Annotated in this window: 23 protein-coding genes; 13 read left to right on the top strand and 10 right to left on the bottom strand. The window is 69.0% G+C overall.

Annotation, left to right across the window (positions count from 1 at the left end; all coding sequences use genetic code 11):
• Window positions 1-193 precede the first annotated feature (193 nt).
• From BS83_RS03865 to BS83_RS03820, 10 genes are all read left to right on the top strand, one after another.
• Complete coding sequence (locus BS83_RS03865) at window positions 194-1,291, top strand: hypothetical protein (protein WP_051942582.1); 1,098 nt, start codon at window positions 194-196, stop codon at window positions 1,289-1,291.
• Entirely contained in the window at window positions 1,285-3,330 is a 2,046-nt protein-coding gene (locus tag BS83_RS03860; RefSeq protein WP_037600972.1) for a phosphoketolase family protein, read from the top strand. The genes BS83_RS03865 and BS83_RS03860 overlap by 7 nt, the downstream gene beginning before the upstream one ends.
• Entirely contained in the window at window positions 3,330-4,379 is a 1,050-nt protein-coding gene (locus tag BS83_RS03855; RefSeq protein ID WP_157596888.1) for an enolase C-terminal domain-like protein, read from the top strand. The genes BS83_RS03860 and BS83_RS03855 overlap by 1 nt, the downstream gene beginning before the upstream one ends.
• Window positions 4,376-4,837 carry a hypothetical protein gene (locus tag BS83_RS03850; protein WP_037600969.1) on the top strand — a complete coding sequence of 154 codons (462 nt, stop codon included), beginning with the start codon at window positions 4,376-4,378 and terminating at the stop codon, window positions 4,835-4,837. Before BS83_RS03855 ends, BS83_RS03850 begins: the two co-directional genes overlap by 4 nt.
• Complete coding sequence (locus BS83_RS41355) at window positions 4,816-5,478, top strand: HAD family hydrolase (RefSeq protein WP_051942579.1); 663 nt, start codon at window positions 4,816-4,818, stop codon at window positions 5,476-5,478. The genes BS83_RS03850 and BS83_RS41355 overlap by 22 nt, the downstream gene beginning before the upstream one ends.
• A complete protein-coding gene (locus BS83_RS03840) occupies window positions 5,475-6,266 on the top strand; it encodes a methyltransferase domain-containing protein (protein ID WP_037600966.1) in 792 nt (263 codons plus the stop codon). Before BS83_RS41355 ends, BS83_RS03840 begins: the two co-directional genes overlap by 4 nt.
• Entirely contained in the window at window positions 6,263-7,099 is an 837-nt protein-coding gene (locus BS83_RS41350) for a creatininase family protein (RefSeq protein WP_084713125.1), read from the top strand. The genes BS83_RS03840 and BS83_RS41350 overlap by 4 nt, the downstream gene beginning before the upstream one ends.
• Window positions 7,080-7,844 (top strand): phytanoyl-CoA dioxygenase family protein, encoded by a 765-nt coding sequence (locus tag BS83_RS03830; protein ID WP_037600965.1) that lies wholly within the window; start codon window positions 7,080-7,082, stop codon window positions 7,842-7,844. Before BS83_RS41350 ends, BS83_RS03830 begins: the two co-directional genes overlap by 20 nt.
• A gap of 96 nt (window positions 7,845-7,940) precedes the next feature.
• Window positions 7,941-8,588 carry an L-threonylcarbamoyladenylate synthase gene (locus tag BS83_RS03825; protein WP_037602476.1) on the top strand — a complete coding sequence of 216 codons (648 nt, stop codon included), beginning with the start codon at window positions 7,941-7,943 and terminating at the stop codon, window positions 8,586-8,588.
• A 53-nt stretch (window positions 8,589-8,641) separates the two neighbouring features.
• Window positions 8,642-9,052 carry an NUDIX hydrolase gene (locus BS83_RS03820; RefSeq protein ID WP_037600962.1) on the top strand — a complete coding sequence of 137 codons (411 nt, stop codon included), beginning with the start codon at window positions 8,642-8,644 and terminating at the stop codon, window positions 9,050-9,052.
• 67 nt (window positions 9,053-9,119) lie between these two features.
• Here BS83_RS03820 and BS83_RS41345 read toward each other — a convergent pair whose 3' ends face one another.
• From BS83_RS41345 to BS83_RS03790, 6 genes are all read right to left on the bottom strand, one after another.
• Complete coding sequence (locus BS83_RS41345) at window positions 9,120-9,452, bottom strand: hypothetical protein (RefSeq protein WP_051942577.1); 333 nt, start codon at window positions 9,450-9,452, stop codon at window positions 9,120-9,122.
• 271 nt (window positions 9,453-9,723) lie between these two features.
• Entirely contained in the window at window positions 9,724-11,484 is a 1,761-nt protein-coding gene (locus BS83_RS48215; protein ID WP_037600959.1) for a relaxase family protein, read from the bottom strand.
• Window positions 11,481-12,221 carry a plasmid mobilization protein gene (locus tag BS83_RS03805; protein WP_157596886.1) on the bottom strand — a complete coding sequence of 247 codons (741 nt, stop codon included), beginning with the start codon at window positions 12,219-12,221 and terminating at the stop codon, window positions 11,481-11,483. Before BS83_RS03805 ends, BS83_RS48215 begins: the two co-directional genes overlap by 4 nt.
• A 290-nt stretch (window positions 12,222-12,511) precedes the next feature.
• Window positions 12,512-13,459 carry a DUF2637 domain-containing protein gene (locus BS83_RS03800; RefSeq protein WP_051942575.1) on the bottom strand — a complete coding sequence of 316 codons (948 nt, stop codon included), beginning with the start codon at window positions 13,457-13,459 and terminating at the stop codon, window positions 12,512-12,514.
• Between the two features lie 107 nt (window positions 13,460-13,566).
• Window positions 13,567-14,196, bottom strand: a complete 630-nt coding sequence (locus BS83_RS03795; protein ID WP_051942807.1) for an ATP-binding protein — start codon at window positions 14,194-14,196, stop codon at window positions 13,567-13,569.
• An 80-nt stretch (window positions 14,197-14,276) separates the two neighbouring features.
• On the bottom strand, window positions 14,277-15,323 hold the full coding sequence (locus BS83_RS03790; RefSeq protein ID WP_037600956.1) for a hypothetical protein: 1,047 nt from the start codon (window positions 15,321-15,323) through the stop codon (window positions 14,277-14,279).
• Between the two features lie 621 nt (window positions 15,324-15,944).
• On the opposite strand from BS83_RS03790, the gene BS83_RS46270 reads away from it, so the two are divergent.
• From BS83_RS46270 to BS83_RS03775, 3 genes are all read left to right on the top strand, one after another.
• A complete protein-coding gene (locus BS83_RS46270; protein ID WP_037600953.1) occupies window positions 15,945-16,577 on the top strand; it encodes a helix-turn-helix domain-containing protein in 633 nt (210 codons plus the stop codon).
• Between the two features lie 678 nt (window positions 16,578-17,255).
• Complete coding sequence (locus tag BS83_RS47205) at window positions 17,256-17,423, top strand: helix-turn-helix domain-containing protein (protein WP_037602464.1); 168 nt, start codon at window positions 17,256-17,258, stop codon at window positions 17,421-17,423.
• Entirely contained in the window at window positions 17,423-18,631 is a 1,209-nt protein-coding gene (locus tag BS83_RS03775) for a tyrosine-type recombinase/integrase (protein WP_037600951.1), read from the top strand. Before BS83_RS47205 ends, BS83_RS03775 begins: the two co-directional genes overlap by 1 nt.
• 93 nt (window positions 18,632-18,724) lie before the next feature.
• On the opposite strand, the gene BS83_RS03770 is transcribed toward BS83_RS03775, so the two are convergent.
• The 4 genes from BS83_RS03770 to BS83_RS03755 are packed head-to-tail and all read right to left on the bottom strand — an operon-like array spanning window position 18,725 to window position 25,369.
• Window positions 18,725-19,897 (bottom strand): Wadjet anti-phage system protein JetD domain-containing protein, encoded by a 1,173-nt coding sequence (locus BS83_RS03770; protein ID WP_037600948.1) that lies wholly within the window; start codon window positions 19,895-19,897, stop codon window positions 18,725-18,727.
• Window positions 19,894-23,319: an ATP-binding protein gene (locus tag BS83_RS03765; RefSeq protein WP_051942574.1), complete on the bottom strand. Its 3,426-nt coding sequence runs from the start codon at window positions 23,317-23,319 to the stop codon at window positions 19,894-19,896. Before BS83_RS03765 ends, BS83_RS03770 begins: the two co-directional genes overlap by 4 nt.
• Complete coding sequence (locus BS83_RS03760; RefSeq protein ID WP_232248039.1) at window positions 23,316-23,876, bottom strand: DUF4194 domain-containing protein; 561 nt, start codon at window positions 23,874-23,876, stop codon at window positions 23,316-23,318. The genes BS83_RS03765 and BS83_RS03760 overlap by 4 nt, the downstream gene beginning before the upstream one ends.
• A 23-nt stretch (window positions 23,877-23,899) precedes the next feature.
• On the bottom strand, window positions 23,900-25,369 hold the full coding sequence (locus BS83_RS03755) for a DUF3375 domain-containing protein (RefSeq protein ID WP_037600943.1): 1,470 nt from the start codon (window positions 25,367-25,369) through the stop codon (window positions 23,900-23,902).
• Window positions 25,370-25,550: the final 181 nt, after the last annotated feature.

Genomic DNA, 25,550 nt, shown 5'->3' with positions numbered 1-25,550 from the left:
ACCGCCGACCCCGCAGCCGCCCTACCCGGGGCGGTAGGCGGAAGAGAGACCGTGCGGGCCTGCCGGACGGAACCCGGCAGGCCCGCACGGGCTGATCCTCCCAGATAGCGGTGGGGAGGACGGCATGTCCAGCACGGCGCACAGGCGGACGACTCATCCCAGGCCGGGTCCAGACACCGACGGAGAACGGATCATGACGGCAGTCCTTGGAGACTCATCAACAGCAGCGCTCACCCTCCCGCACGTCGAACGCCTGGCGGACCGCTTCGGCGTGCCGGTCGAGGACGCACTACTCATGGCGATCAACCTATTCGGCATTTCCTCCGTCCACGCCCGCCACCGGGCCCGAGTCGCAGTGCGCATGGCCACCCGGCCCGAGGTCTCGTGGATGGTGATCGTCCCGCTCAACGCCGAGGCATCGCCGTTCAGGCTGGAGGGCGACGACCTCATGCTGGCCGGCAGCCCGATCGCCACCGTCGAGCGGGTCGCCGCCGACGAGGCGGTCGGCGGGTACTTCCGGGATGACGGTCGCGCCGCCACGCTCAACCCCAACGCCCGCAGCCGCTGCGTGGGGTGCGCGTTCTGCCCGAACACGCTGGAGGCGGCAGCAGACCCCCGGCTCGCCGAGGAACGGGAGCTGACCGAGTTGCTCGCCACCATGGTCGAACAGCACCCCCACCGGGACCTGACCGAACTACGCGAAGTCACCGTGTCGACCGGCTGTTTCGAGCGCGAGCGGGCTGCCGTCGACCACCTGATCGGACTGCGTCAGGTGCTCAGCGCCCACGGAATCGGCGCCCGGATCGGCTTCCTCACCTCGGTGATCCGGAGCGCCAGCGCTTTCGAGGAACTGGCCCAGCGCGTGACGCCGTTCGTGCTCCGGCTGACCGCCGAGTGCTTCAGCCGGCGGGACCTGCTGCTCAAGGCCAGCAAGGCGGTGCTGACGGCCGAGGAGATGCCCGAGGTCCTCCGGCGGGCGATGGCGGCCGGTCATGCCACGTCGTTCACCTACATAGTCGGTCTGGACAGCCTCGCGGAACTCAGCGACGGGGTGTCCAAGTTGATGCCGTTCGTCACCGAGTTCCCGAACTTCCAGGTCTACCAGGCGCACAACTCGATCATGGCTGGCCTGCGGGCCGGTGGGTCGGACTCACTGGAGTTCTACCTTCGAGCGCGTCGCGAGATCGAGCGGATCGTGAGCCCGATCGGGCTCCGTCCGGCAGCCTGGGAGTGCTACCGGCCGCTGTGGTACTTCACCTTCGACGGCGAGAGCCTGGTGCCCCCGTGCTGAGCCGGGCTGATGCGCTCTGGAGGGCCGCCGTGTACGTGTCGGTGGTGCTCCTGCACCTCGATAAGAACGTTCTCCTGGCGGAGCCCTTGCGAGCCCACCACATCAAGCGCCGGCCGGCGGGCCACTGGGGAACGGTGCCAGGGACTGCGTGGGCCCTTGCCCACACGGCGCTCGCAACGGGGGAGGCGGCTCCTGACCGGACGCTCGTCCCCGTGCTTGGCGCCGGCCATGCGGGTGTGGTGCAGCTGGCCTTCGCGTGGTTGTCGGGAGAGCTCGCCTCTGTACGTCCGCAGTACTCCCGGGACGCTGCGGGCCTGGCGCGTCTGGCCCACGACTTTCCGGAGGTGGACGGCCTGGGGTCAGAGGTTCATCCCCTGCTCACAGCGGGGACGGCTCCCGGGGGCTGTCTCGGTGGCGCCTTGGCGTTCGGCCACGGGCTCGCACTGGACGCGCCTGACCGCGTCGTTCTCCCGATCATCGGGGACGGCGAGTGCGAAACGCCCACCACGGCGGCCTCCTGGCTCGCGGCACGGGCGTTGCCCGCGAGTGCGGTGGTCCCGATCGTCCACGTCAACGGCTTCCGCATGGGCGACCGGTCCCTGCTGGGAGCGATGACGGACGGGGAAGTCGCCGGATACGCGGCCGGGCTGGGCTGGCAGAGCCGCGTGGTGCACGTGTCCGCTGCCTCCCGCGAAGAGCATGAGTCCTTCCGGCAGGCTCTCCTGGAGTCCGTGGGGCAGGCCGTGGACGGTGTGCGCGCCGCCGTCTTCCTGCGGTGCGTGAAGGGCTGGAGCGGGCCAGAGCGGATTGGTGAACGGCCCGTACTCGGCACACCTGGCGCCCACAAGACACCGCTCGGCCTGGCACACGAAGACGGCCGCCAGCGAGAGCTCCTGGGGAAGTGGCTCGCCTCGTACCGGCCGGCAGAGTTGTTCGACACCGACGGGCGCCCGACCGGAGAGCTGGCCGGCGCACTCGAAACGGCAGGGCGGCGCCCGGCAGCCCCGCTCTCTCAGCCGACCGCGATCCAGCCCGTATCCCGTCGGGCCCGGGGTGGCGACGACTTCGGGCACGCCGTGAGCCAAGTTCTTCGCAACCACGCCGTCGCAGGGGGTTTCCGCCTCTTCAGCCCTGACGAGCTCGCCTCGAACCGCCTCGGTGCGCTTCAGGATGAGCCGTGGGTGTCCGAGGTCCTGGCGGAGGAGGTCCTGCTGGGATGGCTGTGCGGCTGGCTCGCCGGTGGCCGACGCGGTGTCCTGGTGTCCTACGAGGCTTTCGCGCCGCTCCTGACCTCCGGAGTCGTCGGCCACCTCAAGCACCGCCGGCTCACCGCCGGAGCCCCCGCACCGAGTCTCAACCTGCTGCTGACCTCGTACGGGTGGCACAACGTCTACACGCACGGCGATCCTTCCCTGGCGACTGCTCTGCTGGCCACATGCGATCCGGTCGTGCGGGTGCTGACCCCGGCGGACCCTGCGAGGGCGGCCCTCGTTCTGGACGAGGCGCTGGGGTCGACCGGCCGCGTCAACGTGGTGGTCGCCGGCAAGCATGCGACGACACGGCAGCCGGACGAGACCATCGAGCAGGAACTGGCACGGGGCTTGGCGGTCTGGCCCCACCTGAGCGATCAAGGCGAGCCCGAGCTCACCATCCTGGTTGCAGGCGATCTTCCTGCGGAGGCCACCACAGCGGCGGTTCCCGTGATCCGAGCCCAGTTGGGCTGCCGGATCCGCGTCGTGGGCGTACTGGACCTGACGGTCCTCGGAGATCCGCAGATCTGGCCAAGGGGTCTGTCGGCGGCCGAGACAGCGACGTACCTCGGCGAGAACGCTGCGGTCCTCGTGGCCACGCTGGGCCATCCGGCTGCCGTCTGGGGACTGCTCGCCGGACGGCTCGGCCGTCCCGTCGAAGTCATCGGCTGGCGCGAGCCCCCTGGGCCGATGCCCCAGGCAGCGCTCGCTGGTGAACTCGGCCTCGACCCGGCTGGTCTGCTCCAGGCCGCCTGCAAGCTGACCGCCTCGCGGAAGGTGGCGTGCTGATGGACGTCACTATCGACAAGGTCGAAACTATGCTGGTCGGAGCAGGCGCCGCTGCCGGGGACGACACCGTCTTCGTCACCGTGCACGGCGGTGGTCAGACAGGTTGGTACGGCCCAGTCAGCGAGCCCGTCGGCCGCGCTGTCGACGTGCTGTCCCACGCTGCGATCGGTCACCTCGTGACCGACCACGACGGCCACCGAGCACGACTGCAGGTCGCGGCCGGCGGACTGGTCGGCAGCGTGGCCGAGTGGGCCGTCGGAGCAGTGGACTGTGCTCTGTGGGATCTCCACGGACGTCTGGCCGATCAGCCAGTGGCCGACCTGTTGGCCCCGGCAGCGAGCCGCACGTCCGTACCGGCGTACGCCTCGTGGCTCCGCCTTGATCTCAGCGGCCCTCCCGCGCCGGGTGCCCTGACCCAAGTCGCCGACGAGGGCTGGGCCTTCACCAAGTGGGGTCTCCGGCGACGACCGGATTCCACCACCGCCACCGAAGCGAGTCACCTTCTCCAGTCCGTGGACCGGGCAGCCGAGATCCTCGGCAACGGCTTCGCCGTCGACGCGGTCGGAACGTGGAGTCCCGAGCTCGCCGCTGCGTTCGCGAAGCGATTCGACAATCCGGCACTCACCTGGCTGGAAGACCCCTTGCCGGAGCACTACCTGCGGATCTACCACCGCCTTGCCAATGCCGGCCTGCCCGTGGCCGTAGGGGAGCGACTGCGGCCGGACGAGGACCTGCCCATGCTGTTCGACCAGGTGAGGCCGAAGGCGCTCACCATCGACGTCGTCGGGTGTGGCGGGCTCACCCGAGCTGTCGAGATCGTTGCGGCGGCTCGCAAGGTCGGCATCCCCGTCTACCCCCACGGCCGTTCGATGGTGCCGGGGATCCACCTGGCGGCGGCCTTCCCCGACGCCGTACCTGCCGTCGAGTACCGCCGTCAGTGGGAGCCCCGCCGCCAGACCCTCTACGCCGAACCCTGGACACCCGAGCACGGCCATCTCCCCTCGCCCCGAACCCCCGGCCTCGGCACCCAACCACGGAGACCCCAATGACCCGGAGCAGCGAGAGCCTTCCCGTCCGTGGCACAACCCGGCACGACGAACAGGGCCCCCTCCTCGTGCTCGACCACCGCCTCGATGGCCACGACACCTTCCTGTCCGGCGAACTCGACCTCGGCGATGGGCGCGCGCCAGTGCGCATCATCAGCCTCGACGACGTCACCGTCCTGCGGCCGATGCATCGGGTGCCGGTGCCAGCGCCCGTCTGGTCGGGCATGCTTCACCTGCCGCACGGGCTGCGTCCGCGCACCATCCCGACGGACCTTGCGGAGGCGGCCCAGAGGCACGGACGCGACCTGGACGCGCTCGATCAGGCAGAGACGCGGTATGCGCTCACCTTCCTCGGAGAGGCCACAACGGAGTCGATCCGTACGGCGCGTATCGAGGCGATCGTCTCCGCCTTGCCCGTCACCGGAATGGAGACCGCCCGATGGAGCCCGTCCGATCGCTGATCAGCCTCGACATCGGAGGCACGCTGGGGAACGCGCAGGGACCAGGTCTCGCCGCCCACCTGGCCGCCGCCTCGCCGCTCGGCCCGAAGCAAGCCCGACGCATCATGCGCGACGTCCTGCACACCGCGCCCGAGATCACCGATGCGGTGGTCGACCGGGTGTGCCGTGCCCTGAGCATCGAGCCCTCGGCCTTCCCCCGAGACCTTCCGGTGACGCCGCTCGTGCTGTTCCCGGGGACGGTCGATGCGCTGCAGGAACTCAGCCGGGAGGCGACCGTCGTGACCCTGTCGAACGTCACATGCACGGAGGCCGACCCCGAGCGACTCCTCAAGCTCCTGTCCCCTTGGGTCAGTGGCCACTTCCCCTCGTGCCGTACCGGCTACGCCAAGCCGGACCGCCGGGCCTTCTGGGCGGTCGCCGACTCGCACCAGGTGTCGCCCTCGCAGATCATCCACGTCGGCGACGACTGGGAGTGCGACATTCGAGGAGCCACGGACGCAGGACTGCGCGCCGTGTGGGTGTCCCACGGGCGTACGGTTCCTGACGAAACGTCACTCGTTGGACATGGCGTGCTGGTGGCCAACGATCTCGCTGATGCTGTGCAGCACGTACGTCATCTACTCGCACGGAGGCTTCCATGAGCTTGTTCACCGGCACCGTCGGCTACTACCGCCAGTACCGCCCGGGTATCCCGGAGGAGGTCGCCGCTGTCCTGGACCAGGCCGCACCGAAGAGCAGCCCTCGCCGGCTCCTGGACGTCGGCACCGGCACCGGCCTGGTTGCCGAGGCCCTGCTGGACCGGTTCGACGACATCATCGCGATCGACAACGACGCCGAGATGCTCGCGGCGGCGGAGTCGGCTCTCCGCCCCGCGCTGCCGGACGGGACCGCCCTGGCATTCGTCGAGTCCACGGCCGAGGACTTCACGCCTCCGACGGGCTGGCTCGCCGACCTCGTCACGATCTGCCGGGCCTTCCACTGGCTCGACCAGGCCACCGTCCTCTCACTCCTCGACGACCAGGTCGCGCCGGACGGCGCGGTCGCGATCTTCGGGGACAACAGCTTCTGGGCCGCGGACAGCCCCTGGAAGCAGTCCGTGCGTGCGGTCGTCCAGGAGTTCCTCGGAGAGGAGCGCCGGGCCGGCAGCAGCACCTTCAAGCACCACAACCGGCCCTACAGCGAAATCATGGAGGAATCCCCGTTCAACCAGGTCGAAGAGGTCCGGGTGCCGGTCCAGCGCACCTGGACCACCGAGGGCATCCTCGGCTATCTCTACTCGACCAGCTTCGCCGCACCCCACCTCTTCGGCGATCGACTCGCCGAGTTCGAGACCGCCGTCCGGGCCGCCCTCGCCGAGCACAGCAGCGACGACACGTTCCTCGAGGACAACGAGTTCCTCATCCGGATCGGCCGCCGGAGCAAGACGTGACGCCAGCCGCAGCGACGGCTCGGCAGTACGGTCGGCTTGCCGCCCCGGACGTCGCTGCCGAGCTCGGTGCCGGATCTGTGCTGTGCCTGCCGATCGGCTCCGTCGAACAGCACGGCCCCCACCTGCCGTTGAACACGGACACGGTCATCGCGGAGCAGTTCACCACTCGGCTGGTCGAGCGCTACGGCGACCACCACGACCTGTGGGCGCTGCCGGCGATCCCGTACGGCCTGTCGCTGGAACACATCTGGTCGCCCGGGACGGTCTCGCTCCGGGTGGCGAGCTTCATGTCGCTGCTCGATGCGGTGGTCGGCGGCTACGTCCGATCCACCCCTGCCCGGACCCTCCTGATCGTCAACGGCCACGGCGGCAACCGCGGCGTCCTGGAGGCCGCACTCTACGAGTTGCAGGACCGGTACGCGCTCGCCGCCTGTGTGATCCACCCGAGTTCGCTGTCGGCCTTCCGAAACGAGGGCGAGCTGCCGGAGATCCACGCCGGCCACCGCGAGACCTCGCTCATGCTCGCCCTCGCTCCCGAGGACGTCCGTCTCGACCGTTTCCCCGTGGACTTCAGTGCCGACGGAGGGCGGCGCAGGGAGATCGACCGTCGGGTGCTCGACCGTGGGGCGACGTGGCCGTGGAACTCCGGTGACAGCGCCATCGCGGCCTGCGGGGTGATCGGCGGCGACCCGCGAGCAGCATCCCCCGACGTCGGCCACGCGATCGTCGAGAGCGCCCTGGACTCGGCTGCCGGAGTCCTCACCCAGCTTCTCCCTCACCGCCCGCAGCGGCCCGCCTTCGTCAGGAGTTCCCATGGCCCTCACCCCTGCTGAGAAGAGCGCCTTCATACGTGACGGCCTGCTCATCAAGCGCGGCGCCGTTGGCTCCGATCTCGTCGCTCGCGCTCGTGCGCTCGTCGACGACTGGCTCCGAGAGTCGATGGACCCTGCCCTCATCCACTCCTACACCCAGCGCACCTTCGCCCCTGAACTCGGCGGCCACCCCGATCTGCTGGGCCTCTTCTCCAGCTCCGGGGCAGCCGCTCTCGCCGGTGCGCTGCTCGGAGACTTCCTGCCCGTCTCAACCACGCAGATCCAGGTCCGCATCCCCGAGTCGCAGCTCCCCGAGTCGCAACCCGAGAAGGCGATGCACGTCGACGGCGTCGCCTGCCCCCACCTCGATCCCGACGAACTGCGGACCTTCTCGCTCCTCGTCGGCGTAGTGCTCTCCGACATCACGGACCCGACCGGCGGAGCGTTGCGCTACCAGTCCGGCGGACACCTGACCATGTCCGAGTGGTTCCGCGACCAGTGGTCCCTCGGCATCACCGACCAGGTCCCCCCGGACGTCGACGCCCGGACCGGCACACCGTTCCTCGGGGCACCCGGAGACGTCCTGCTCATGCACCACCTCGTGCCGCACGCTGTGGGCCGCAACCTCAGCCGCGAACCCCGGATCATGGCGTACTACCGCGTGTCGCACGTCGCCCATGCCGAACACCGACTCCAGTCACTGCGGGACCCATGGCTGGACTACCCGGGTCTCGCCGGGCTGCACCAGGCCGCGGCGTCCTCGTAGGAACCTCCCGCAGCGCCCCCGTGCACGACAGCCGCTGGAAGCACTACTGCCGAGCCAGACCTGATCCAACTCGCCGATCTTGAAAGCGGAGTGTTCATGCAGCAGATCCCAACCGACCAGCTCGACCGAGCCGCCAGCGCCCTCGAAGCCGGCGAGCTGGTCATCGTCCCCACCTCGCGGTGGTACATGATCTGTGCCGACGCCACCAACGCGCCCGCCTGCCGGAGCATCTTCGAAGGCAAGCGGCGGCCCGCCGCCAAGTCCCTCGTCCTCGTCACCCCGTCCCTGGCGGACTGCGAACAACGCTTCGTGATCTCCGACGAGGCCCGCAGGCTGGCGGAGGCATTCTGGCCGGGCGATCTGGCCCTCCTCCTGCCGTGGCGTGACGCCGACGAGGGCGCTCGGCACTCTGCCGTCGGTACTCCGGCCCTCGTCACCAACTCCCCGGGCCCACTCGGGATGCTGGCCTCGCTGACCCGCACGCCCATCGCCGCGACCACTGTCAACATCTCCGGGGATGCGGGCATCGACGCGCGCGGGCCAGCGATCTCGCCCGAGGAGGTCGCCGACTTCCTGAGCCTCACGGGCGTCAAGGCGACCGTGATCCTGGACGGCGGTGTCTGCCCGGCCGCCAACCACCTGACGATCATCGACTGCTCGACCGCTGACGCACGCCTCGTCCGGGCCGGGCTCGTTCACGAACGCGCGGTCGAAGCGGTACTCGGACGCGAGATCCTTTCCTGAAAGGAGCCACCGATGCTCCGATCTCGGCGCCACCTCTCGCGGAAGGAGTAGGCGTGACGCAGACGTCCGACAGGGTGCCCGGTATCGCCGCTGCGATCGTGGTTCACAAGGGCCGCGTGCTGATGGTGCGGCGCCTGGTCAGCGAGGGGGAGCTGTCCTGGCAGTTCCCGGCCGGCAAGATCGAGGCCGGGGAGACGCCGTTGCAGGCCGCCGTCCGTGAGACCCGGGAGGAAACGGGCCTGAGCGTGGTAGCCGTCAGGCTCCTGGGCGACCGTATCCACCCGAAGACCGGGCGGCGGCTGTTCTACGTAGCCTGCGCGGCCCAGACCGGGGAGGCGCAGGTAGCGGCTCCCGACGAAGTAGCCGAGCTTGCCTGGGTCTCTCCTGCTGAGATCCCCGCGTACGTGCCCTACGGGATCTTCGAGCCCGTGCAGGCATACCTGGACGGCGCGTCCCTCGGTTGATCTCGCCGCCGGACATGCTCGCCGCGGGGGCGCCACCGGTTCGGTGGCGTCCCCGCACCAGTTCGGCCTACTCGTTCCAGATCGCTCCGGCCATCATCCCGTCGAAGGCGAGGGCTCTCATGGCGGTGTCGAAGTCGTCCCACTCGTGCTCGGGTTCGGTGTAGTGCTCGTCGAAGTCGGCGCGGGTGAGGTCGGGCTCGCGCCATTCGTGGGCGCAGCGGCAGCGGACGAAGATCTGGTCGTGGACGGCGAGGAGGAGCCAGTCGCGGCGGGCGCCGCAGCCGGTGCAGGTGATGCTGAAGCCGCGCGGGTTGAGCTCGGCGGGGTGCGGGACGGCGCGGATGACGGCACGCGCGGGTTCGGGGGTGGGGTTGTAGAAGTCGTGGTCGTAGTCGGTCATGCGGTCCCTTCGGGTTGGCAGCGGGGCAGCAAGGGACCATACGACGTGCGCTGTCGGAATGGATCCCTCCCAGCGAGAAGGACATCGAATCGACACCGTCACCTTGCTACAGGTCAGTTGTGGCGCTCCGGCCACGCCGGATTCCTCGCGGCGGTCCGCTTCGTTGGCTGGTCCTGCTTTCGCCAGCGGCTGGCGGGTGACGTCCGTGCTGGGCGGGATTGGGGGGGGTGGTGGGCGGGTGCGGAGGCTCCGTACCCGCCCACCTGGGTGGTCAGCGCGTTCGGCGCACCTGGTCGGGTGCGACCGGCGTCGGCGGTGTGATGGCCGTGGTAGCCGGTGTGCCGTTGGTGCGGTTGGTCGTGCGGGCGCGGGCTGCCCTGGTGCGCAGTTCGTCGGGGGTGGCGGCCGGTGCGGGGGCGGGGAGGTTGGCGTCGCGGCGGATGCGCCAGGTGAGGACGGCGGCGGGTGAGTCGGCGGTGGCGAGTTCGCGGCGCCCGGCGGCGTTGGTGAGCAGGGTGGCCGGGTTGTGGCCGGCGGCTTCGGCCTGGGCGAGGGTGGCGGCGAGGGCTGCCCAGTTCTCCTCGGCGAGGAGGCGGGTGGCCTGGTCGGCGGGCAGGGTGCGGCGGACGGCGTCGGCCTGCCGGTCGTGGTCGGGCTTTGGGAGGAGTCGGCCTTCGAGGGTGAGGTGGGCGATCGGCTTGGCCGCGTGCCGGGTGTAGGCGGCGCGAAGGTGGTCGGCCGCCGTGCGGGCGGCGTCGGCCTGGTGGCGGTGGCCTTGGGCGGCGTGCCACTTGGCGATCATGATGGCGAGCAGGACGAGGCTGGTCAGGGCCGTGGCGGCAGCCGTGCCGTCCTCGCCCCGGCCGGTGGCGGGTCCGGCGTAGAGGAGTTCGCGGGCGGCGGAGCGCATCGCGCGCAGGTCGGCACCGGCGGCGCGGGTGTGGGCGGTGCGGGTGTACTCCAGGGCCCGTGCTGCCTGGTGGAGTTCCTTCCTGCTGAGGGTTGGGCTGGTGGCGGCGAGCGTGTCGAGGACTTCGAGGCCGCCTCGGATTACTGCCTCCGCGCGGGCGGCGTCCTGGTCGTCCTCGAAGGCCGGGTAGGCGCGTTCGATGGTGGTGCTGGCCCGGTGGCGGCCGTCAGCGGGCCAGGTGCGGGGGTCGGGCGTGGGGAAGGCGGGTTCGTCGACGCCGAGCGCGAAGCGGGCCTGGATCTTCGGCTGGGTGAGGTCGGAGGCGAGCTTGCTGCCGGAGAACCAGATCGGCGCGCTCTCGTCGCCGGTGGGGAGGGCGAACTTGTAGCCGGTCACGTCGCCGGACGGCGCGCGGCGCACGGCAAGGAGCACACCCTTGGCAGCGAGCCGGGCAGTGAACTCCTCCTCGTCCGCGGCCCCGGCCAGGGCCTGGCGTACGGCGGTTCGCAGCCGGTCGCGGTCGGTGCCTTCCCGGCCGAGGCGCTGGGCCTTGTGCAACTCCGCGCCCTTGGCGCGCTTGGGGATCGCGTCCCGGTATTCGCGGGTGCGGGTGTCGGAGAGGTTCTTGAGCCCGTACTCGCGTTCGATCTTCGTGAGTTCGGTCTCGACGCGGTACTGGTCACCGCGCAGGCGGGCCTGCGTGAGGTCCGCCCGCACAACGGTCGCGAGGATGTGGATGTGGTCGTCGGCGTGGCGCACGGCGATCCAGCGGCAGCCGTTCCGGTCGCCGTCCGGTGCGATCCCGGAGGCGGCCACGATCCGGCGGGCGATGGTGCCCCACTCCTCGTCGCTGAGGATGCGGTCGGTCGGGTCCGCCCGCACGGGCCGGTGGTAGACGTGCTGGGTGACCGGCTTGCCGTAGCGGACCACGTGCAGGTCGAGCGCGTCGCGCAGCTGGACGAGGATGGCATCGGGGTCGCCCGGGTCGCGGCCGGGATCGGGCGCGAAGCCGCCCCAGGAAGCGACGATATGCGCATCGGTGTGCTCGTTGGCCTTGCCTGGACCGAAGAGGTACTTGAGCGCGCCGTGCGTCTTGGACCCGCGTATGGGCTTGCTGATCATCGGTGCTTCGCCTTCGCCAGGCGCATGGCCGACGAGTCGACCTCCGCGACGGCCGCCCGGACCTCGACGACCAGGGCCAGGGCCCTGTCGAGGACGGCTGCCGCAGGGCCCGGTTCGACGCCGATGCCGGCGTTGAGCCGGTAGGCGATCTGGTTAGCGTTGTTGCCGACCGGCGCCAGCTGGCCGCGTGCCGCGTCGAGCGCCACGATGGCCCGCTCCAGACGCTCGTCGCGGGTGGTGATGCCGACGAAGTCATCGGCCAGAGCCCGGCGCTCCAGGTAGGCGGCAACGTTCAGTTCGGCTGCGGCGGCCAACTGCTCGATACGCGCCTTCTGGGCTTCGGTGCAGCGGAAGCCGACCTTCTTCGGCAAGGGGTTATCGGGGTCACGGCGGCGACGCTTCGGGGCGCGCTGTGCGCGGCGGGCGGCGCTCGCGGAAGGGCTGGCAACGGGGGGCGTCAGCACGTCGGCGGCGTCGGCGGCGGGCTCGGACGGCGTGTCGGTGGGCTTCTCCTGCTTCGCCGCGCCCTCGCGGTGAAGCTCCGGTGCTGCCGCCCTCGGCAGCACCGGCCCGTCCACGCCCTCCTGGGCGGGGACGTCCGCGTACGGGGCCCCGTAGGGGCCCCGTACGCACTCGCTTGCTCCGCCAGGGGCAGGGAGGCGGTCAACTCCGGTGCGGTCCTGGGAGCTTACAGGCTTCCCGAGCAGGCTGTGCAGGGTTCGTCGGACGGCGTTCACGCGTGTCGTTCCTCGGTGGCGGCTGGCGATTCGGGCTGGTGGGAGTACGGGTGGGCAGTGTCCGGGTGGTTGCCGGTTTGGCCGCGCCGGAGTTCGCAGGTATGGGCGACGTGTCAGGCGCGGCCTTCCCGGGACCGACTGCCGCATGGGACTGGTGTCCGCGGTGCGAGTCGAGTCCGGCCGGGTGCAGTGACCGGGCGGAGGTGGCCTTCTGCTGAGTGCGGCCGTGGGTCGGCAGAAGTCGGTGTCCGGCTGACCGACCGGGCCGGACAACCGGACACCAGGACCGGTCAGCCGACCTCGGGGTGCGGAGGGTTCTGTTCGTCGGGTTGCTCCTCGCGGAGCTTTCGCATCAGCTCGGTGAGGCGGGTACTGCCGAGCGGAAGGCCGGCTTCGCGCACGGCCTTTTCGACGATCGCGCGGGTGAGACGGCCCTCAGCGGCGACCGCCGCGCGGCCCACCTCCAGCAGCCGCTCCATCGGCGCGCCCGGCGGACGCCCGATCGGCTTGCTCTCCGCCCCGGCGGCGCCTTCGGCGGCTTCGGCCCGGGTGTCCGGGGCATCGGCCGGTCGGTCGTCGGCTTCTGCCGGTTCGGGATCGGGCAGCGCGTCGCGCCACTCTGCGGGCAGAAGTCCAGCTGCGGACATGAGCGTCAGGAGCGCGTTCTCGTCGCTGCGGTCCTCCGCCCGTTCCGGCTGGAACTCCGGCTCGGGGTCGGCGGTCACCAGGTCGGCAGAAGTCTCGGTGTGCGGAAGGGCGTTCTGCTCAGCGGGACCGGTTGGGGTGTCGTGGCCGTGGCGGGCGATGAGGATGTAGAGGTGGACGGCGCCGCCGAGGGCGAGCGGGGCGAGGGTGGACAGAACACCGACGACGGTGTCGGTGAGCCTCAGCCCGCTGCCGGTGGTGGGCAGTTGGTTGAGGCGGACGGCGTGCAGGGCGTTGGCCCAGACGCTGGTGGCGGTCGCTCCGGCGAAGAGCGTCCAGGCGTAGGCGCGGGCGGGCCAGCGGGCCTCGCGTAGGACGAGCAGGGCTCGGACGCCGTAGGCGATGAAGCCGTCGATGATGATCGGGAAGAGGTAGGTGAGCGGTCCGCGCACGTGGGTCGCGCCGGCCATCTGCCGCAGGGCGTCGTAGGACAGGACGAAGCCGAGGACGCCGAGCAGGGCGACGGCGAGGCGGTCCCAGAGGGTGACCCGGACGGTCGGAGTGTGGGCAGGGGGTATTGCGATGCTGGTCAACGGTGGTGCTCCAGGGGTGGCCTCGCCGCAGGCGGGCGTGCCGAAGCGGCAAGGCGGTGGTGGGGTTCAGTTCGGGGAGGCCGGGGTGCGCGGGGAACCGGCGCCGGTCAGGCTGCGCTTCGCCTGCGGCGGTCGGCGCCGGTGAGAATCGCGCGTTCGCACATCTCCGCGAGGCGGGAGGCGGTGCGGTCGCCGAGGGCGTTCTTGATGTCGCCGGGCGCCAGGTTGGTGGTGAAGATCGTCGGGAGCAGGTGCTCGTAGCGGTGGTCGACCAGCCGCAGCGTGAGCTCCTCGGTCCACTCGGACGCCTTGGCGGCGCCGAGGTCGTCGAGGACCAGCAGCGAGCAGGCCATCAGATCGCGCATCTCCCGCTCGAGGTCCGCGCCCTGGCGGGGCCGCTGGGAGGCGTACAGCTCGGTGGCGGTGAGCTTGGTCCAGCGCAGACGCACACCGGCCTTCAGCAGGCTGCGGATTGCGCCGTACGCCTGGTGGGTCTTGCCCGAGCCGGTGGGTCCGGCGATCAGGAGCGAGGGCCCCTGGGCGATGCCCGGGGTGCCGCCGGGGCCGGGTCGGCAGGCCAGGGTGACCTGCTGGACCCAGGTGGTGACCTCCGGGTGGTCGGCTTCGGCGAGGCGGTAGCGCGGGGGGATGCGGCGGTCGGCGAGCTCCAGCGCCGTGGAGGGCTGGTCGGCGTCGGCCAGTGGCCGGTCAGGGTCGATGCCCTTGGCGGCCAGCATCCGCTCCAGGCGCAGGACAGCGCCGGAGGCCGGCTGCGGGTCGCGACGCTCGTCCGCGCGGCGGGGGTTGGGCAGGCTGGTCACAGGTCCCCCTCGTAGTAGTCGCGGGCGTCGGCCGGGTTGGCGAAGGGCCGGTACGGGGACCGGGCAGCGCTCTGCCCGGCGTGGGAGGGCGCGGCGGGCTGGGCGTTGATCGCCTCGTGGACCATGCTCGGCAGCACGCTCGGGCTCATCGGCTTCGCCGCGTACAGCCGCAGCCCGGCACGGATGTCGTCGTCGCCGGTGCCGCCGTCGAGCAGCTCCTTGATGACCTTGCCGAGGTGCCCCCGCACCTTGGCCGGTACCGGCTTCGGGCAGCCGGCGACGTACTCGGCCACCAGGTCGCCCGCGTTCACTGACGGCTTGCCGGTGGGCACGGCGACCAGGACCGGGCCGACCCGGTCAGGTGCTGCCGACGAGGGTGCCGGGATGGGCGCGGCGAAGCCGCCCCCTTCAGGGGTAGATCCATGGTCCAAGGTCCATGGTCCAGGCACGACGTTCTCCAGAGCCCTCCGAAGGGACTCCGGACAAGCCGTCTGACCTGCACTTTCGCTCGGATCTGCCACATTGGGCACTGGCCGGGCCGCTGCGGGGGTGGGATCGACGTCGGCCGAGAAGGGCCGTTGGGCGGGGACGGTCTCCGCGAGCGCCGCGAGCGGTTCCGGAAGGCTCCGGAAGTTCTCCGGAGCCGGGCGCGCGCAGCCCTTGCCCTTGGCCTTGCACTTTCCGCACCAGCCCGCGGGCTCGTGGACGGGGCAGGCGGGCAGGCGCGAGGGGGTGGGGTGGGAGATCTTCTGGTGCTCGTGCCACTTGGTGGCGTGCAGGTACTGGCGCCCGTCGCAGCCGGTGTACCGGCAGATGAGGCCGGTCTCGGCGAGTTGGCGAAGCTCGTCCTCGGTGTCGAGCGCGGTGTGCTCGGGCCGCAGCGACCACAGGGCGCCGTTGAGGACGGCCGCGTTGTCGCGGTGGCGTCCCTCGTCGTCGGCCTGGGTGAGCAGGCAGACGAACGTGCGCTCGGCGGTCAGGGAGACCGAGGCGAGGTCTTCGGAGACGGGGTACTCGGGCTTGATGGTGCGGATGCGCGCCATGGCCTACCACCCCGCCTTCGGGGAGAAGGCGTGCGAGACAAGGCGTGCGCTGGCGGCACGCGGCGTCGTACGCTTGGGCACGGAGATTCCTTCCCCGGTGACATTTCGGACGGCAATCCGGTCACCGCGGTCGATCGTCGTGGATGGGCGGTTAGGGGATCCGTGGAGGCCCTCGGTGTTGGTAGCACCGAGGGCCTCGGTGTAGGTGGGTGGCCTCTTCGGTGAGGCCGCAGCAGATCTGGTCAACTGCCAGCCGCGCAGAGGATGTTGAAGCGACCGTCCGCTTGGCGGCGCGAGCTCGACACTATGTCGAGCCCCCTCGAAGATCCAACGCGAAGTGGCCCCATCCGCTCACGGCAGACAGGGCGGTCCGCCCGGTGTCGCGAGGCTGCTCGACACGGTCTCCCGGCAGCGCTTGGGCGCGAGCCCGCTCGGCTACGCGCCGGCGCGACGGAAGGCGCCACCGCGCGAAGGTCTGGGGAACTCGGCTTCGGCTTGCAACACAGCAGGCCGGTCTTCCTGTGTAGTCATGGGATCACCTCGTCCGGCAGGTCAGGAGTCGATGCCCCAATCCCTACCACGGACTTGCGGCGACACACAATCGGAGCTAATTTTGCATCCATGACACAGACCGACTGGCCGTCCAAGGTGACAGCCCGCGTCGCCGATGCTCTTCGAGCTCGGCGCAAGGAGCTCGGCCTGAGCGCCCAGGACGTCACCGACGCTTGCGCCGCGCTCGGGTACCCGATCCCACGCACTGTGATCGCCAACCTCGAGAGCGGCCGGCGGGCGAGTGTCGATGTGGCCGAGCTTCTCGTCCTTGCAGAGGTCCTCGGCGTGCCCCCGATCACCATGCTCTTCCCCCTCGGCACCGCGCCCACCATCGAGGTGCTGCCGGGGCGGGAAGTGTCGATGTGGGACGCGGTGGCCTGGGTGACTGGTGAGTCGCGGGAGGAGGCGATGAAGGCGCCCACGCAGACCGTGCTCAACATGTTCCGCGAACACGGCATCCTCGTCTCGGTCGCGATGCTCAGCCGCGAGCTGGGCGAGGAGAAGCGCCGCGAGGCGGCCCTGGCCAGAGATCCCGAGCACCGGGCGAAGTTCCTCGACATGGTCGCCGAGCTCGACAGGATTCACGCACGAGACATCCAGTCGCTCCGCAACTGGCGTGCTCGCATGCGCGAACTGGAGGTCGTGCCCCCCGCGCTGCCTGATGAATTCGCCTACCTGGAGTCCTCGGAGACCGCCCAGTAACGAGCCCGTTCCGGGCCGACCGCCCGAGCACCCCTCGGCCGTCGCCGTGCCATTTGGTGCGGCCGGAATCCAGAGCTACTGTCACACCCCACTGCGGCTACCAACCGCGTGAAACGCCCATCCACGACGATCAACCACGGTGCCGGGTTGCCGCCCACCAACCACCGGGGAAGGAACCGCGTGCTGTCCACGCGTCGCCATGCCGTCGGCCAGACTGCCACTGGCCCGGCGCAGGCCGAGGTCATCCTCGGCCGTCTCGCCGTACCTGCCATGCCCGCCGCGAGTGCGGCCCTCAGACCGATCTGACGGTCCATCCACGCTGTCGCCGGTGACCACTTCCCGGTGCTGCCTTCGGGCCGACAGCTTCTTCCCAGTCACCCGCCGCCCCGCATCGGGCCGGTCGGGACTTCTCTCCTGTTCCCGGCAGAGGCGTCCAGTCGCCAAACCTTCGCCCCTGCCGGGCCAGATCCCTCCGCACCTGGGCGCTCGCGCGCCCGCCAACTGAAGGGTCCTGTCCCTAGCATGGCACTCTCGATCGTTGCTTCGCCGAAGGTCTCAGCGCCGCCGTCGCTCACCTCCGCCGAAGCCGCTGGCTCGCTCGGCGGTCCGGTCCTCGTCTCGGTACCTGTCGCCGCTCCGGCCGGCGCGGCCGACCCCACGGCCCCGCACGAGCAGCTCCTGCTCACCATCCCGGACGTCATGGCCCAGCTCCAGCTCGGCCGCTCCACCGTCTACGACCTCATCCGCACCCGCCGTCTGCCCTCGGTGACCATCGGCCGTTCCCGCCGCGTCCCGGTTGCCGCCGTGCGTACGTTCGTCGCCGAGCTCGCGGAGGTGGCGGCCTGATGGCCAAGCGCAACCCCAACGGCGCGGGCAGCATCACCCTTCGCAAGGACGGCCGCTACCACGGCCGCGCGTACGTGATCACCACCTCCGGCCTCCGCAAGCGGGTCTCCATCTACGGCAAGACCTGGGACGAGGTCCACAACGCCCTCGTCGAGCTGCAGGCCGACGCTATCAACGGCATCCCGCTGCCCGACACCGACTCCAACGTCGGCCAGTACCTCAACTACTGGCTCGCCGAGGAGGTCCTGCCCAACCGCCGGCCCAAGACCTACCAGGGCTACGAGAGCGTGGTCCGCGTCCACCTCATACCCGGCCTCGGCACCAAGCGGCTGCGCGACCTGCGGGCCCAGGAGGTCCGGGTCTGGCTGAACCGGGTGCGCGCCGAGTGCCAGTGCTGCAAGGGCGGCTGGGACGCGCAGCGGCCCAAGCCGATCTGCTGTGCCGCAGGTGAGTGCTGCAAGCGGCTGCTGTCCGCGCGGATGATCCAGTCCGTGCACGCCGTGCTCCGCAACGCGCTGGAGCATGCCGTCCGAGAGGAGCTGATCCACAAGAACGTGGCCAAGCTCGTGAAGGTCCCCACGCCCGACTATCGGATCGGAAAGGGCCTGACCACCGCTCAGGCCAAGCTTGTGCTCAAGGAGCTGAGCGGCCACCGCCTGCACACCCTCTACGTGTTCGCGCTGATGCTCGGCATGCGCCGGGGCGAGCTGCTCGGTCTGCGCTGGAGTTCGGTCGACCTGGAGCGCGGCACCCTCACGGTGAGCACCAACCTCCAGCGGGTCGACGGCGAGCTGCGACTCGTCCTGCCCAAGACGCTGTCCTCCGAGCGCACCCTGCCGCTGCCCGCGCCGGTCCTCGCCGCCCTGGTGGACCACCGGGAGCGTCAGGCCGTCGAGCGCGCCGCCGCCGGCATGGACTGGCAGGAGAACGACCTCGTCTTCCCGTCCCGGATCGGCACCCCGTACGAGCCGGACAACCTGCGCCGCAGCTGGCACGCGGTCCGCGGTCGCCTGGGCCTGGACGACCTCCGCTTCCACGACCTCCGCCACACCTGCATCACCCTGCTGCTCGACCTCGGCGTGCCCCCGCACATCGTTCGGGAGATCGCCGGCCACAGCGACGTCGGCGTGACCATGAAGGTCTACGCGCACGCCTCCCTCGCCGAGCGCCTCAAGGCCCTGAGCCGCCTCGGGGAGGCGCTCTCCTAGACATACCCTGTGCCCGGCAGGACCCGTCAGCAGACGGGTCCTGCCGGGCACAGGTCGGTCACGACCACTCCGGTGCAGGTCGGAGCGACTCCGTCACGGCCCCGCAAGAGCCCGTTCGACAGTGCTGATCGGGATGCGCTCCTGTTCGAGGCGAAGGCGCGGCTGGTAGGTGCCCATTCGCAGATCCCGTTCCAGTTCGCTCTCGTCCGGCGTGAGATGGTCGGGCGTTTCGATGGTCTGGGTCTTCTCCTCGCCCCAGTGCGACTTGTGGGTCAACAGAGTGCTCCGATCCATGAGTAGCGATCGGGTGTGCGGGAAATGGCGGCGGACCTGGCTCAGGATGGCGAAGCCGTGCGTGTCGATGTCCCCCCAGTACCTGAGATCGACGTCGGCAAGCCACGGCAGATGGCGCAGGAGTGTGGCGGCGTAGCCGGAGCCGAGGATGGCGATGGCATTCGGCACGGGAGGAAGCGACAGGTAGGTGATCTCGTTTTCGAGCACGAAGACGCGGCGGACGCCGGAGGGCTGGGCGGTCAGCTCATCGGCCCGAACGATGAGTTCGCTGAATGGGCCCGGCTGGTCGGCTAGGTAGCGCAGCCGTACATAGACGGGCTTGCTGAGGAAGCCGTAGCGCGCGGCGAAATCCGTCCTTGGCGCGTCGGCATTGATCCGGCTCGCGGGCAGGACGACGTCGAGGATCTCGCTGAGGAGCCCCTTGTTGGTCTCGATGAACTTGGTGTCGACGCCCGGGATGTCGATCTGCCGCAAGTAGATCGGGTTGGTGACGTGGTCGCGGATCCAGCAGACAGTGTCGACGACGCGCTGCCAGTGGGCATGGGCTTGGAGGACCTTCATGGGATGAGTGGCCATCCACTGGGCGAGGTCCTGATTGTGGTCGATTGCCCGGGAGTGAAGGGTGTGGAACAGGTCGACCTGCGTGTCGACGCTGAGAAGGGCCCAGAGGTTCTCGCGGGTGTCGATCCAGGCCCGGTCAGGGATGGTATTCGTCGGAGTGTTTCCGCGTCCTCTGACGGTCTTGGTCTGGATGCGCAGGTGGGGATGTCGGCTGGCGGCCCAGGACTGGGCCCAGGCCAGCGCCTTGTCGAAATGGCTGATGACGTCGGCTGCGGCAGGGCCTTTGAGTGGAATACGGATGGGCTCGAACGGAAGTCCTTGGGTGGCTTCGGTGAGGAACCGGCCGCCGTCCCATTTACGACGGAGTACTTCGACGACCTGGTCCGGGGTCGTCCACTGGGTTCGGGTCACTGCTGGGCCTCGGAGTGAGGAGCCGGCTGGCGGGACGATTTGTGGGCGCGGAACTCCTCGATGGTGAGCGTGGTCAGCCGCGAACGGATCTTGTCGGGACGGTCGACGTAGCCGACGCGCGTGACGTGGGGCTCGATGACGTGCAGCTTCTGCAAAGGGGTGACCACGAGGAGTTGGAGTCCGAGGCGGTGGAAGAGGTCCAAGGCGAAGTGGGCCGAGGCGTCGTCTCCCCGTCCGAACGCTTCGTCGATGACGACGAAGTGGAAGGTCTTGGGCTTCTTGGCCTGCGGGTCGATGCGGAACTGGTAGGCGAGCGAAGCGGCGAGGATGGTGTAGGCGAGCTTTTCCTTCTGCCCGCCGGACTTGCCGCCGGAGTCGGAGTAGACCTCGTGCTCGGCACCGTCGGCCCGGCTGTGCTCGCTCGCCGAAAAGGTGAACCAGCGACGTACGTCGGTGACGCGGGCCGTCCAGTCGGCGTCCATACGGGTGTGCTCCGGCCGGCCCTTGAAGCGGTCGAGGAGTCGCTTCACTTGAAGGAATTTCTCCTCGGTGTAAGCGTCGTCGGTCTCGGTGGCCAGCACATCGCTCGTGCACTCGCGAAGGCTCTGGCGGAAGTCGCGGATCTCCACATTGGTGGTGGGCGCGGCGTTGAGCCGGACGTACCGGCCGGGGTTGTAGTCGATGCCCGCCAGCGAGGTGTTGATGAGCTCGATACGCTCGCTGATCTCCTGTTCCTGCTTGAGGAGGTTGGCCTGGAAGGACGCGATGTCTCGAATGACGTTGGTGCGCAGGTACAGCAGGAACTGGGCCTCGAATCGCGGTAGGTCGTCGCTGACCAGTTGGCTGTGGAGCGCGCGATATCCGGCTGCGGACTCCAGGGAAGCGTCGAGATCGTTTGTGTACTGGGGGTAGGTGCTTCGGAATGCTGTCATCTTCGAGGTGGCCTGGCTCGCAGCGCGCCGAAGGGCGTCGCTTCGCCCATCGAGATCACGACTCAGCTTTGCCGGGGCCTCGGTCTCCGCCGTTTTCAGCAGGTCCAAGTGGACTTGTACGTCTGCGACCGGGGACGGCAGAAAGAGCCTCAGCGCGCTCTCGTGCTTGGCGACCGCTTCGACGTCGGCCCGTTCAATGAAACCCTCGGCCTGCTTCAGCTGAGATGCGACGTCCTCGCTGTCACGTCGAAGGCCACCAAGTGCCTCCAGGCCAGTGCGCACGAGCTTGTCGTAGTGGCTGATACTGGCGTTGGTGTCTTTCAGCTCGGCTGTGAGCCTGTCCAGGCCGGCCTCCGCCACAAGCGCCTTCTTCTGCGTCTCGGCCTGCTCAAGTTCAGTGACACACGCCTGCCAGTCGAGTTCAACGTACTCGCTGATGTTGGCGAGGAGCGTCACGGCCGAGCTGATCCTCTCGCGACCCTTCTGCTGTTCTTTCAGCTCTGCTGTGCGGGTGGTGATCGCCGCGCTCTCCTTGGTCAAGCTGGCCGCTTCCGCAAGGAGCGCCTCCAGCTTGGCCTGGTTGGACCAGCCGAGCACCCAGGAGCTGCGATCGTCGATGCGGGAGGCGTCGTTCTTCTCGTGGCGACCACCCCCGCCCTTGACCAGACCTTGCCTCGTGACCGCGGGGCGAGAGGAACGGGTGAATGTGTCCAGATCCGCAGCACACAGGTAGTCGGCTCGGTTCCGCAGTTGCATGGCGAGCCAGTCGTGGGCCCAGCAGTCGTCTTTGAGTTCGAGCTTGCCCAGAAGCAGGTCGCGATCGTTCGGCGGTTCCTGTGCCGGTGTGTGGGCCGGGACCTTGTAGTACACCAGCCGCAATCCCAGGTGTCTGCCGTTCACCCAGGCCGAGGCCTTCTCGTAGTGGACTTCGGGTACGAGGAGGGACAGGGCGAAGCCGCGCAGGACACGCTCAGCGGCGCCAGCCCATGCCGCCTCGTCATCGCGGACCTGGATGAGCTCACCGGCAAAGGGAAGTTCGTCGGCGACGACCTCAAGAGCGGCGGCGAGGTCCTGGCGCAGGCTCAGCAGCCGCGAGGGGATGCTGGAGCGCTGACTCTGCAGGCTGGTGATCTCCCTCCGGAGTTCCTGCGTTGCCGTGTTGTTCTTGTCTCGCTGCACGGCAAGGGCATCGAGTTCCTCGCGCGCTTGCTGCTCCTGCTGCTCGATCCGAGCTCGGACCTGGGCGATCTGGTCGGAGCGTTCACGGAACGACACCGCATCGATGACGGGTGCCAGGCTGGCTTGACCAAGCCAGCCGTCGTACTTGGAAGCCTGATCGCGACGCCGCTCGCGGTCGCGGCCAAGTTCCTTAATCCGGGCATCCAGTTCCACCAACTTCTCGCCGCCGGCACCGTCGATGCGGCGGCGCAAGGTGTCAGCGGAGTCGCGGAGCCGCTCCAGTTCCGACTCACGGCCCGTCTGCTGATCGGCGAGCTCGGTGATCCGCGACTTCAGGTCCTGGCTGAGTAGATCCAGAAGCCGGCGTCGATGTTGGGCGAAGAACACCGGTAGGACCTCACGGCGTTGCTGCAGCATCGTGATGTCTCGCTGGATGCCGTCGCACCGCTCGCAGGCATCCACGATCGGCCCGAGCCCGTCGATCATCTCCCTGGCCCGGACCACCTCGGCGTGGCTGGCGGTCAGCGCGTCGAAGTGCGCGACGATCTTGTCGACCGCTGCTCGTGCGTCGAAGGGCTCGAGCATCCGGTCTCGCACGAACTCGTCGAGGCTCCCGACGGCCTTCATCGAGACCGTTTGGTGGAACAGGTCGAGAGCCTGATCACTGGGGATACCGAGGTTGCGACGCAGGGCCTTTCCGTACTGCGGGTAGTGACCATAGACCGTCGCCTTCCTCTGCTTCAGGCGTCGGCGCAGATCTGCGATGTCGGTGCCGAAGCCGGTGAAGTCGGCGTCGATTGACATCGGGGTGTCGGCCGTGACGTAGAACCGGTCGGGTTGCCCGGTGTTGGCGTCGGGAACCCAGAAGACCTGAGCGAGTGTGACGTGGGTATCGAGCACGTAGTTACTGAACACGCCAAGGATCACGCTGTACGAGGAGGCGTTGCGCAGCCCGACCGGACGGGTGCTGTTGGTCGCCTCGACCCGCTCGTTCTTGTAGTGGCCCAGCACGTACGAGCGCAGATCCCGTTCCTTTGCCTCGGCGCCGGCAGCCTTGTTGTACGCGATCTTGTGAGCTGGGAGCAGGAGGGTGGTCATCGCGTCCACCAGTGTCGACTTGCCGGATCCGACGCCGCCCGTCAACAGAGCGCTTCGCCCGTCGACGGTGAAAGACCAGATGCTGCGGTGGAAGGTCCCCCAGTTCAGCACCTCCAGGCGGGTGAGCCGGAAGCCGGGGCCGATGCCGAGGGTGTCGTCGCTTGGACCTGACTGCTGCGGGATGAGGGGCAGTTCCGAGGAGATGAGGCTCATTCGTTGTCCTCCGGCGTCGCGATGGTGCCGCGGTAGGTGGCGAGCAGCTCGTTGAAGTCGTTGAGAACCTGGGCGTCCACCAGGGCCTTGATGTGGCGCCGTACCTCGAACAAGCCCGGCTGCTTGGTCTGGCGGAGCACCTTGAGCTCGCACAACTTCTTGATGTTGCTGTCGATCTGGTCGACCAGGTGTGCCTCGTTGCTGCGAGGAGGGAGGAAACTACGGACCATTTCCACGAGGTCGTCACGAGTCAGAAGAAGACGGGGGTCCGATGAGGTGGCATCGCTCTCCGCCAGTCGCCCACGCAGGAGGGCGAGCATCAAGCTGACGGGGAAAGAGAGCCGGTGGCGTGTCACCAACCGCGGTACGGTCACGCCGTCATCGCGGGTATCCGGGTCGAGCTGGCGCGTGTAGGCATAGCCTTCGGCACGGTCGACCACGACGTCCAGGCCGATCACACGCAGGTAGTCACCGATGGCTGCTTGGTGGGCTGTGAGCTGGTCCCAGATCGCGGGCACGTCGCTCTGGTAGAGCACGCCTGCCTTCAGCAGGTTCACGATGGGTACGGTCAAAGCGTCATTCATGCCTGCTCTACCTCTCCGGCGGTCACGCCGCCCTCGTTGAGCACGAACGTCACCTGCGGGACGGTGGCCATGGAGTGCCCTGGAGAGTGGAATCGCTCGTAGACCAGGTTGTGGGTGTGGCTGGGGTCGATCACGATGTCCAGGCCCCCTTGGTCCAGTTGGAAGTACGCCAGCAGTTCCGCGAGTCCCAGGGCCAACGGGTACTTTTCGACGACGGTGGGTAGGTTCGCCTGACCACTCGGGCTGGCCTGGATCAGCTCCAGTACCTGTGCGACCAAAGTCTCGTGGTCCACATGGACGCCGGCAAACAGTTCGGAGACGTCCACCTCCGAGTCGTCGAACGCTTCGACGGCAGTGCTGTCCAGCTCCACTCGTTCGACCGGCATGTACAGCCGGCGCTCCATCGGCAGAGCCAGCTCCACTTGGGGGACCTCCAGCTCGATGCCGGGAAGATCACTTCGGCCGTCGAGGGCTGCCACGTGGCGCTGCACAGAGCGAACCAGCGCCACGACCCTGCGGTCCTCCTCGCGGCCGTGGTCGGCCAGGAACCGGCGGAGCTGCTCGGTGAGCTGCCGCACTGTGTCCTGAGTGCTCTCCGCCGCTTCCAGCCATGCGAATGGGATCTTCAGCAGGTTCCTGTTGGCTCTGCCGCCCAACTGCGGCAACTGGTGTACCTGCTCCAGGAGGCCTCGTAGCTCTTCCTGGCGTTGAGGGGAGAGGAGGTGATCGAAGAACGCCTGGAAGCTGCGGCCCTGATCGGATTCGGCGATCATCTCCCGGTCCATGAGGAATGAGGCCAGGAGCTCGCCCTTGCTTCCCTCCGCGGTTGCCACGTCCTGACGAAGCCGCCGATCCAGTTCCCTCAGATTCGCCTCGACCTCCCGGAAGTCCCGCAGCAACTCGACCGCCGTGTTTTCGACCTGCTGGTAGCGGTCCAGCAGGGCCACCGGGGACAGGAGATCGACTTCGCCCGCGAGGAGCTGCGCGATCTGCTCATCGATCCGATCACGTTCGCGACGGAGTTCGTCGATACGCGCCTGCGGATCGGTCTCGGTACCGAATGTCATCTGCCGCAGCAGGGCGACGATGGTGCTCAGCCGTGACTCGGTGCCGATGAAGGAACGAGCGGGCAACCCCCGGACCCAGGCGACGGCCTTCTCCAGGGCGCTGGTCGCGTCGAAATGGGCCTCGTCCTCGTCGGGCGGGTAGTACTTACGCAGCCAGCCACTGTTGGTCCACTCCGTCAGATATGCGGCAGCAGGGCGTGGGAATGAGCCCATTCCCCGTTCGTTGAGGTCATACAGCTGATCGTCCAGGCGGGAGACCAGCACGTTCTCGGGTACGCCTCGCACGTTCTCATCGACGAAGACCGTGCCGCAGAACCCCAGCACCAGCGGGGCGTTCTCCGCCCGCAGCAGCCGCCATGCCGGATGGTCGAGTAGACCAGTGACGTCATCGAATTCCATGCAGCCCCACCCTGGATCGCACGCGTTCGGCACCACGCCCGCCTACGGAAGGCGGGCAGCGCCCACCTTAGAAGGGGCCACCGACAAAAAGCAGAAAGCGAATATATTTTCGAATTCATGCCACTTGGGGTGAAGGCGGCATTCTGAACGGGAGCGCGTGCTCGCGGTTCTCTCGGTCGGC

Origin of the sequence: Streptacidiphilus rugosus AM-16 (genome assembly GCF_000744655.1) — a bacterium.
GTDB classification, from domain to species: Bacteria; Actinomycetota; Actinomycetes; order Streptomycetales; family Streptomycetaceae; genus Streptacidiphilus; species Streptacidiphilus rugosus.
The sequence above is the reverse complement of the archived record's forward strand: the minus strand, read 5'-3'. Positions and strand labels throughout refer to the sequence as shown.

Excerpts from the sequence above, each read along its gene's own strand:
- BS83_RS03865 (WP_051942582.1), top strand. The coding sequence starts at position 194 with ATGACGGCAGTCCTTGGAGACTCATCAACAGCAGCGCTCACCCTCCCG.
- BS83_RS03855 (WP_157596888.1), top strand. The coding sequence starts at position 3,330 with ATGGACGTCACTATCGACAAGGTCGAAACTATGCTGGTCGGAGCAGGC.
- BS83_RS03850 (WP_037600969.1), top strand. The coding sequence starts at position 4,376 with ATGACCCGGAGCAGCGAGAGCCTTCCCGTCCGTGGCACAACCCGGCAC.
- BS83_RS41355 (WP_051942579.1), top strand. The coding sequence starts at position 4,816 with ATGGAGCCCGTCCGATCGCTGATCAGCCTCGACATCGGAGGCACGCTG.
- BS83_RS03840 (WP_037600966.1), top strand. The coding sequence starts at position 5,475 with ATGAGCTTGTTCACCGGCACCGTCGGCTACTACCGCCAGTACCGCCCG.
- BS83_RS03830 (WP_037600965.1), top strand. The coding sequence starts at position 7,080 with ATGGCCCTCACCCCTGCTGAGAAGAGCGCCTTCATACGTGACGGCCTG.
- BS83_RS03825 (WP_037602476.1), top strand. The coding sequence starts at position 7,941 with ATGCAGCAGATCCCAACCGACCAGCTCGACCGAGCCGCCAGCGCCCTC.
- BS83_RS41345 (WP_051942577.1), bottom strand. The coding sequence starts at position 9,452 with ATGACCGACTACGACCACGACTTCTACAACCCCACCCCCGAACCCGCG.
- BS83_RS48215 (WP_037600959.1), bottom strand. The coding sequence starts at position 11,484 with ATGATCAGCAAGCCCATACGCGGGTCCAAGACGCACGGCGCGCTCAAG.
- BS83_RS03795 (WP_051942807.1), bottom strand. The coding sequence starts at position 14,196 with ATGCTGGCCGCCAAGGGCATCGACCCTGACCGGCCACTGGCCGACGCC.
- BS83_RS03790 (WP_037600956.1), bottom strand. The coding sequence starts at position 15,323 with ATGGCGCGCATCCGCACCATCAAGCCCGAGTACCCCGTCTCCGAAGAC.
- BS83_RS46270 (WP_037600953.1), top strand. The coding sequence starts at position 15,945 with ATGACACAGACCGACTGGCCGTCCAAGGTGACAGCCCGCGTCGCCGAT.
- BS83_RS03775 (WP_037600951.1), top strand. The coding sequence starts at position 17,423 with ATGGCCAAGCGCAACCCCAACGGCGCGGGCAGCATCACCCTTCGCAAG.
- BS83_RS03765 (WP_051942574.1), bottom strand. The coding sequence starts at position 23,319 with ATGAGCCTCATCTCCTCGGAACTGCCCCTCATCCCGCAGCAGTCAGGT.
- BS83_RS03755 (WP_037600943.1), bottom strand. The coding sequence starts at position 25,369 with ATGGAATTCGATGACGTCACTGGTCTACTCGACCATCCGGCATGGCGG.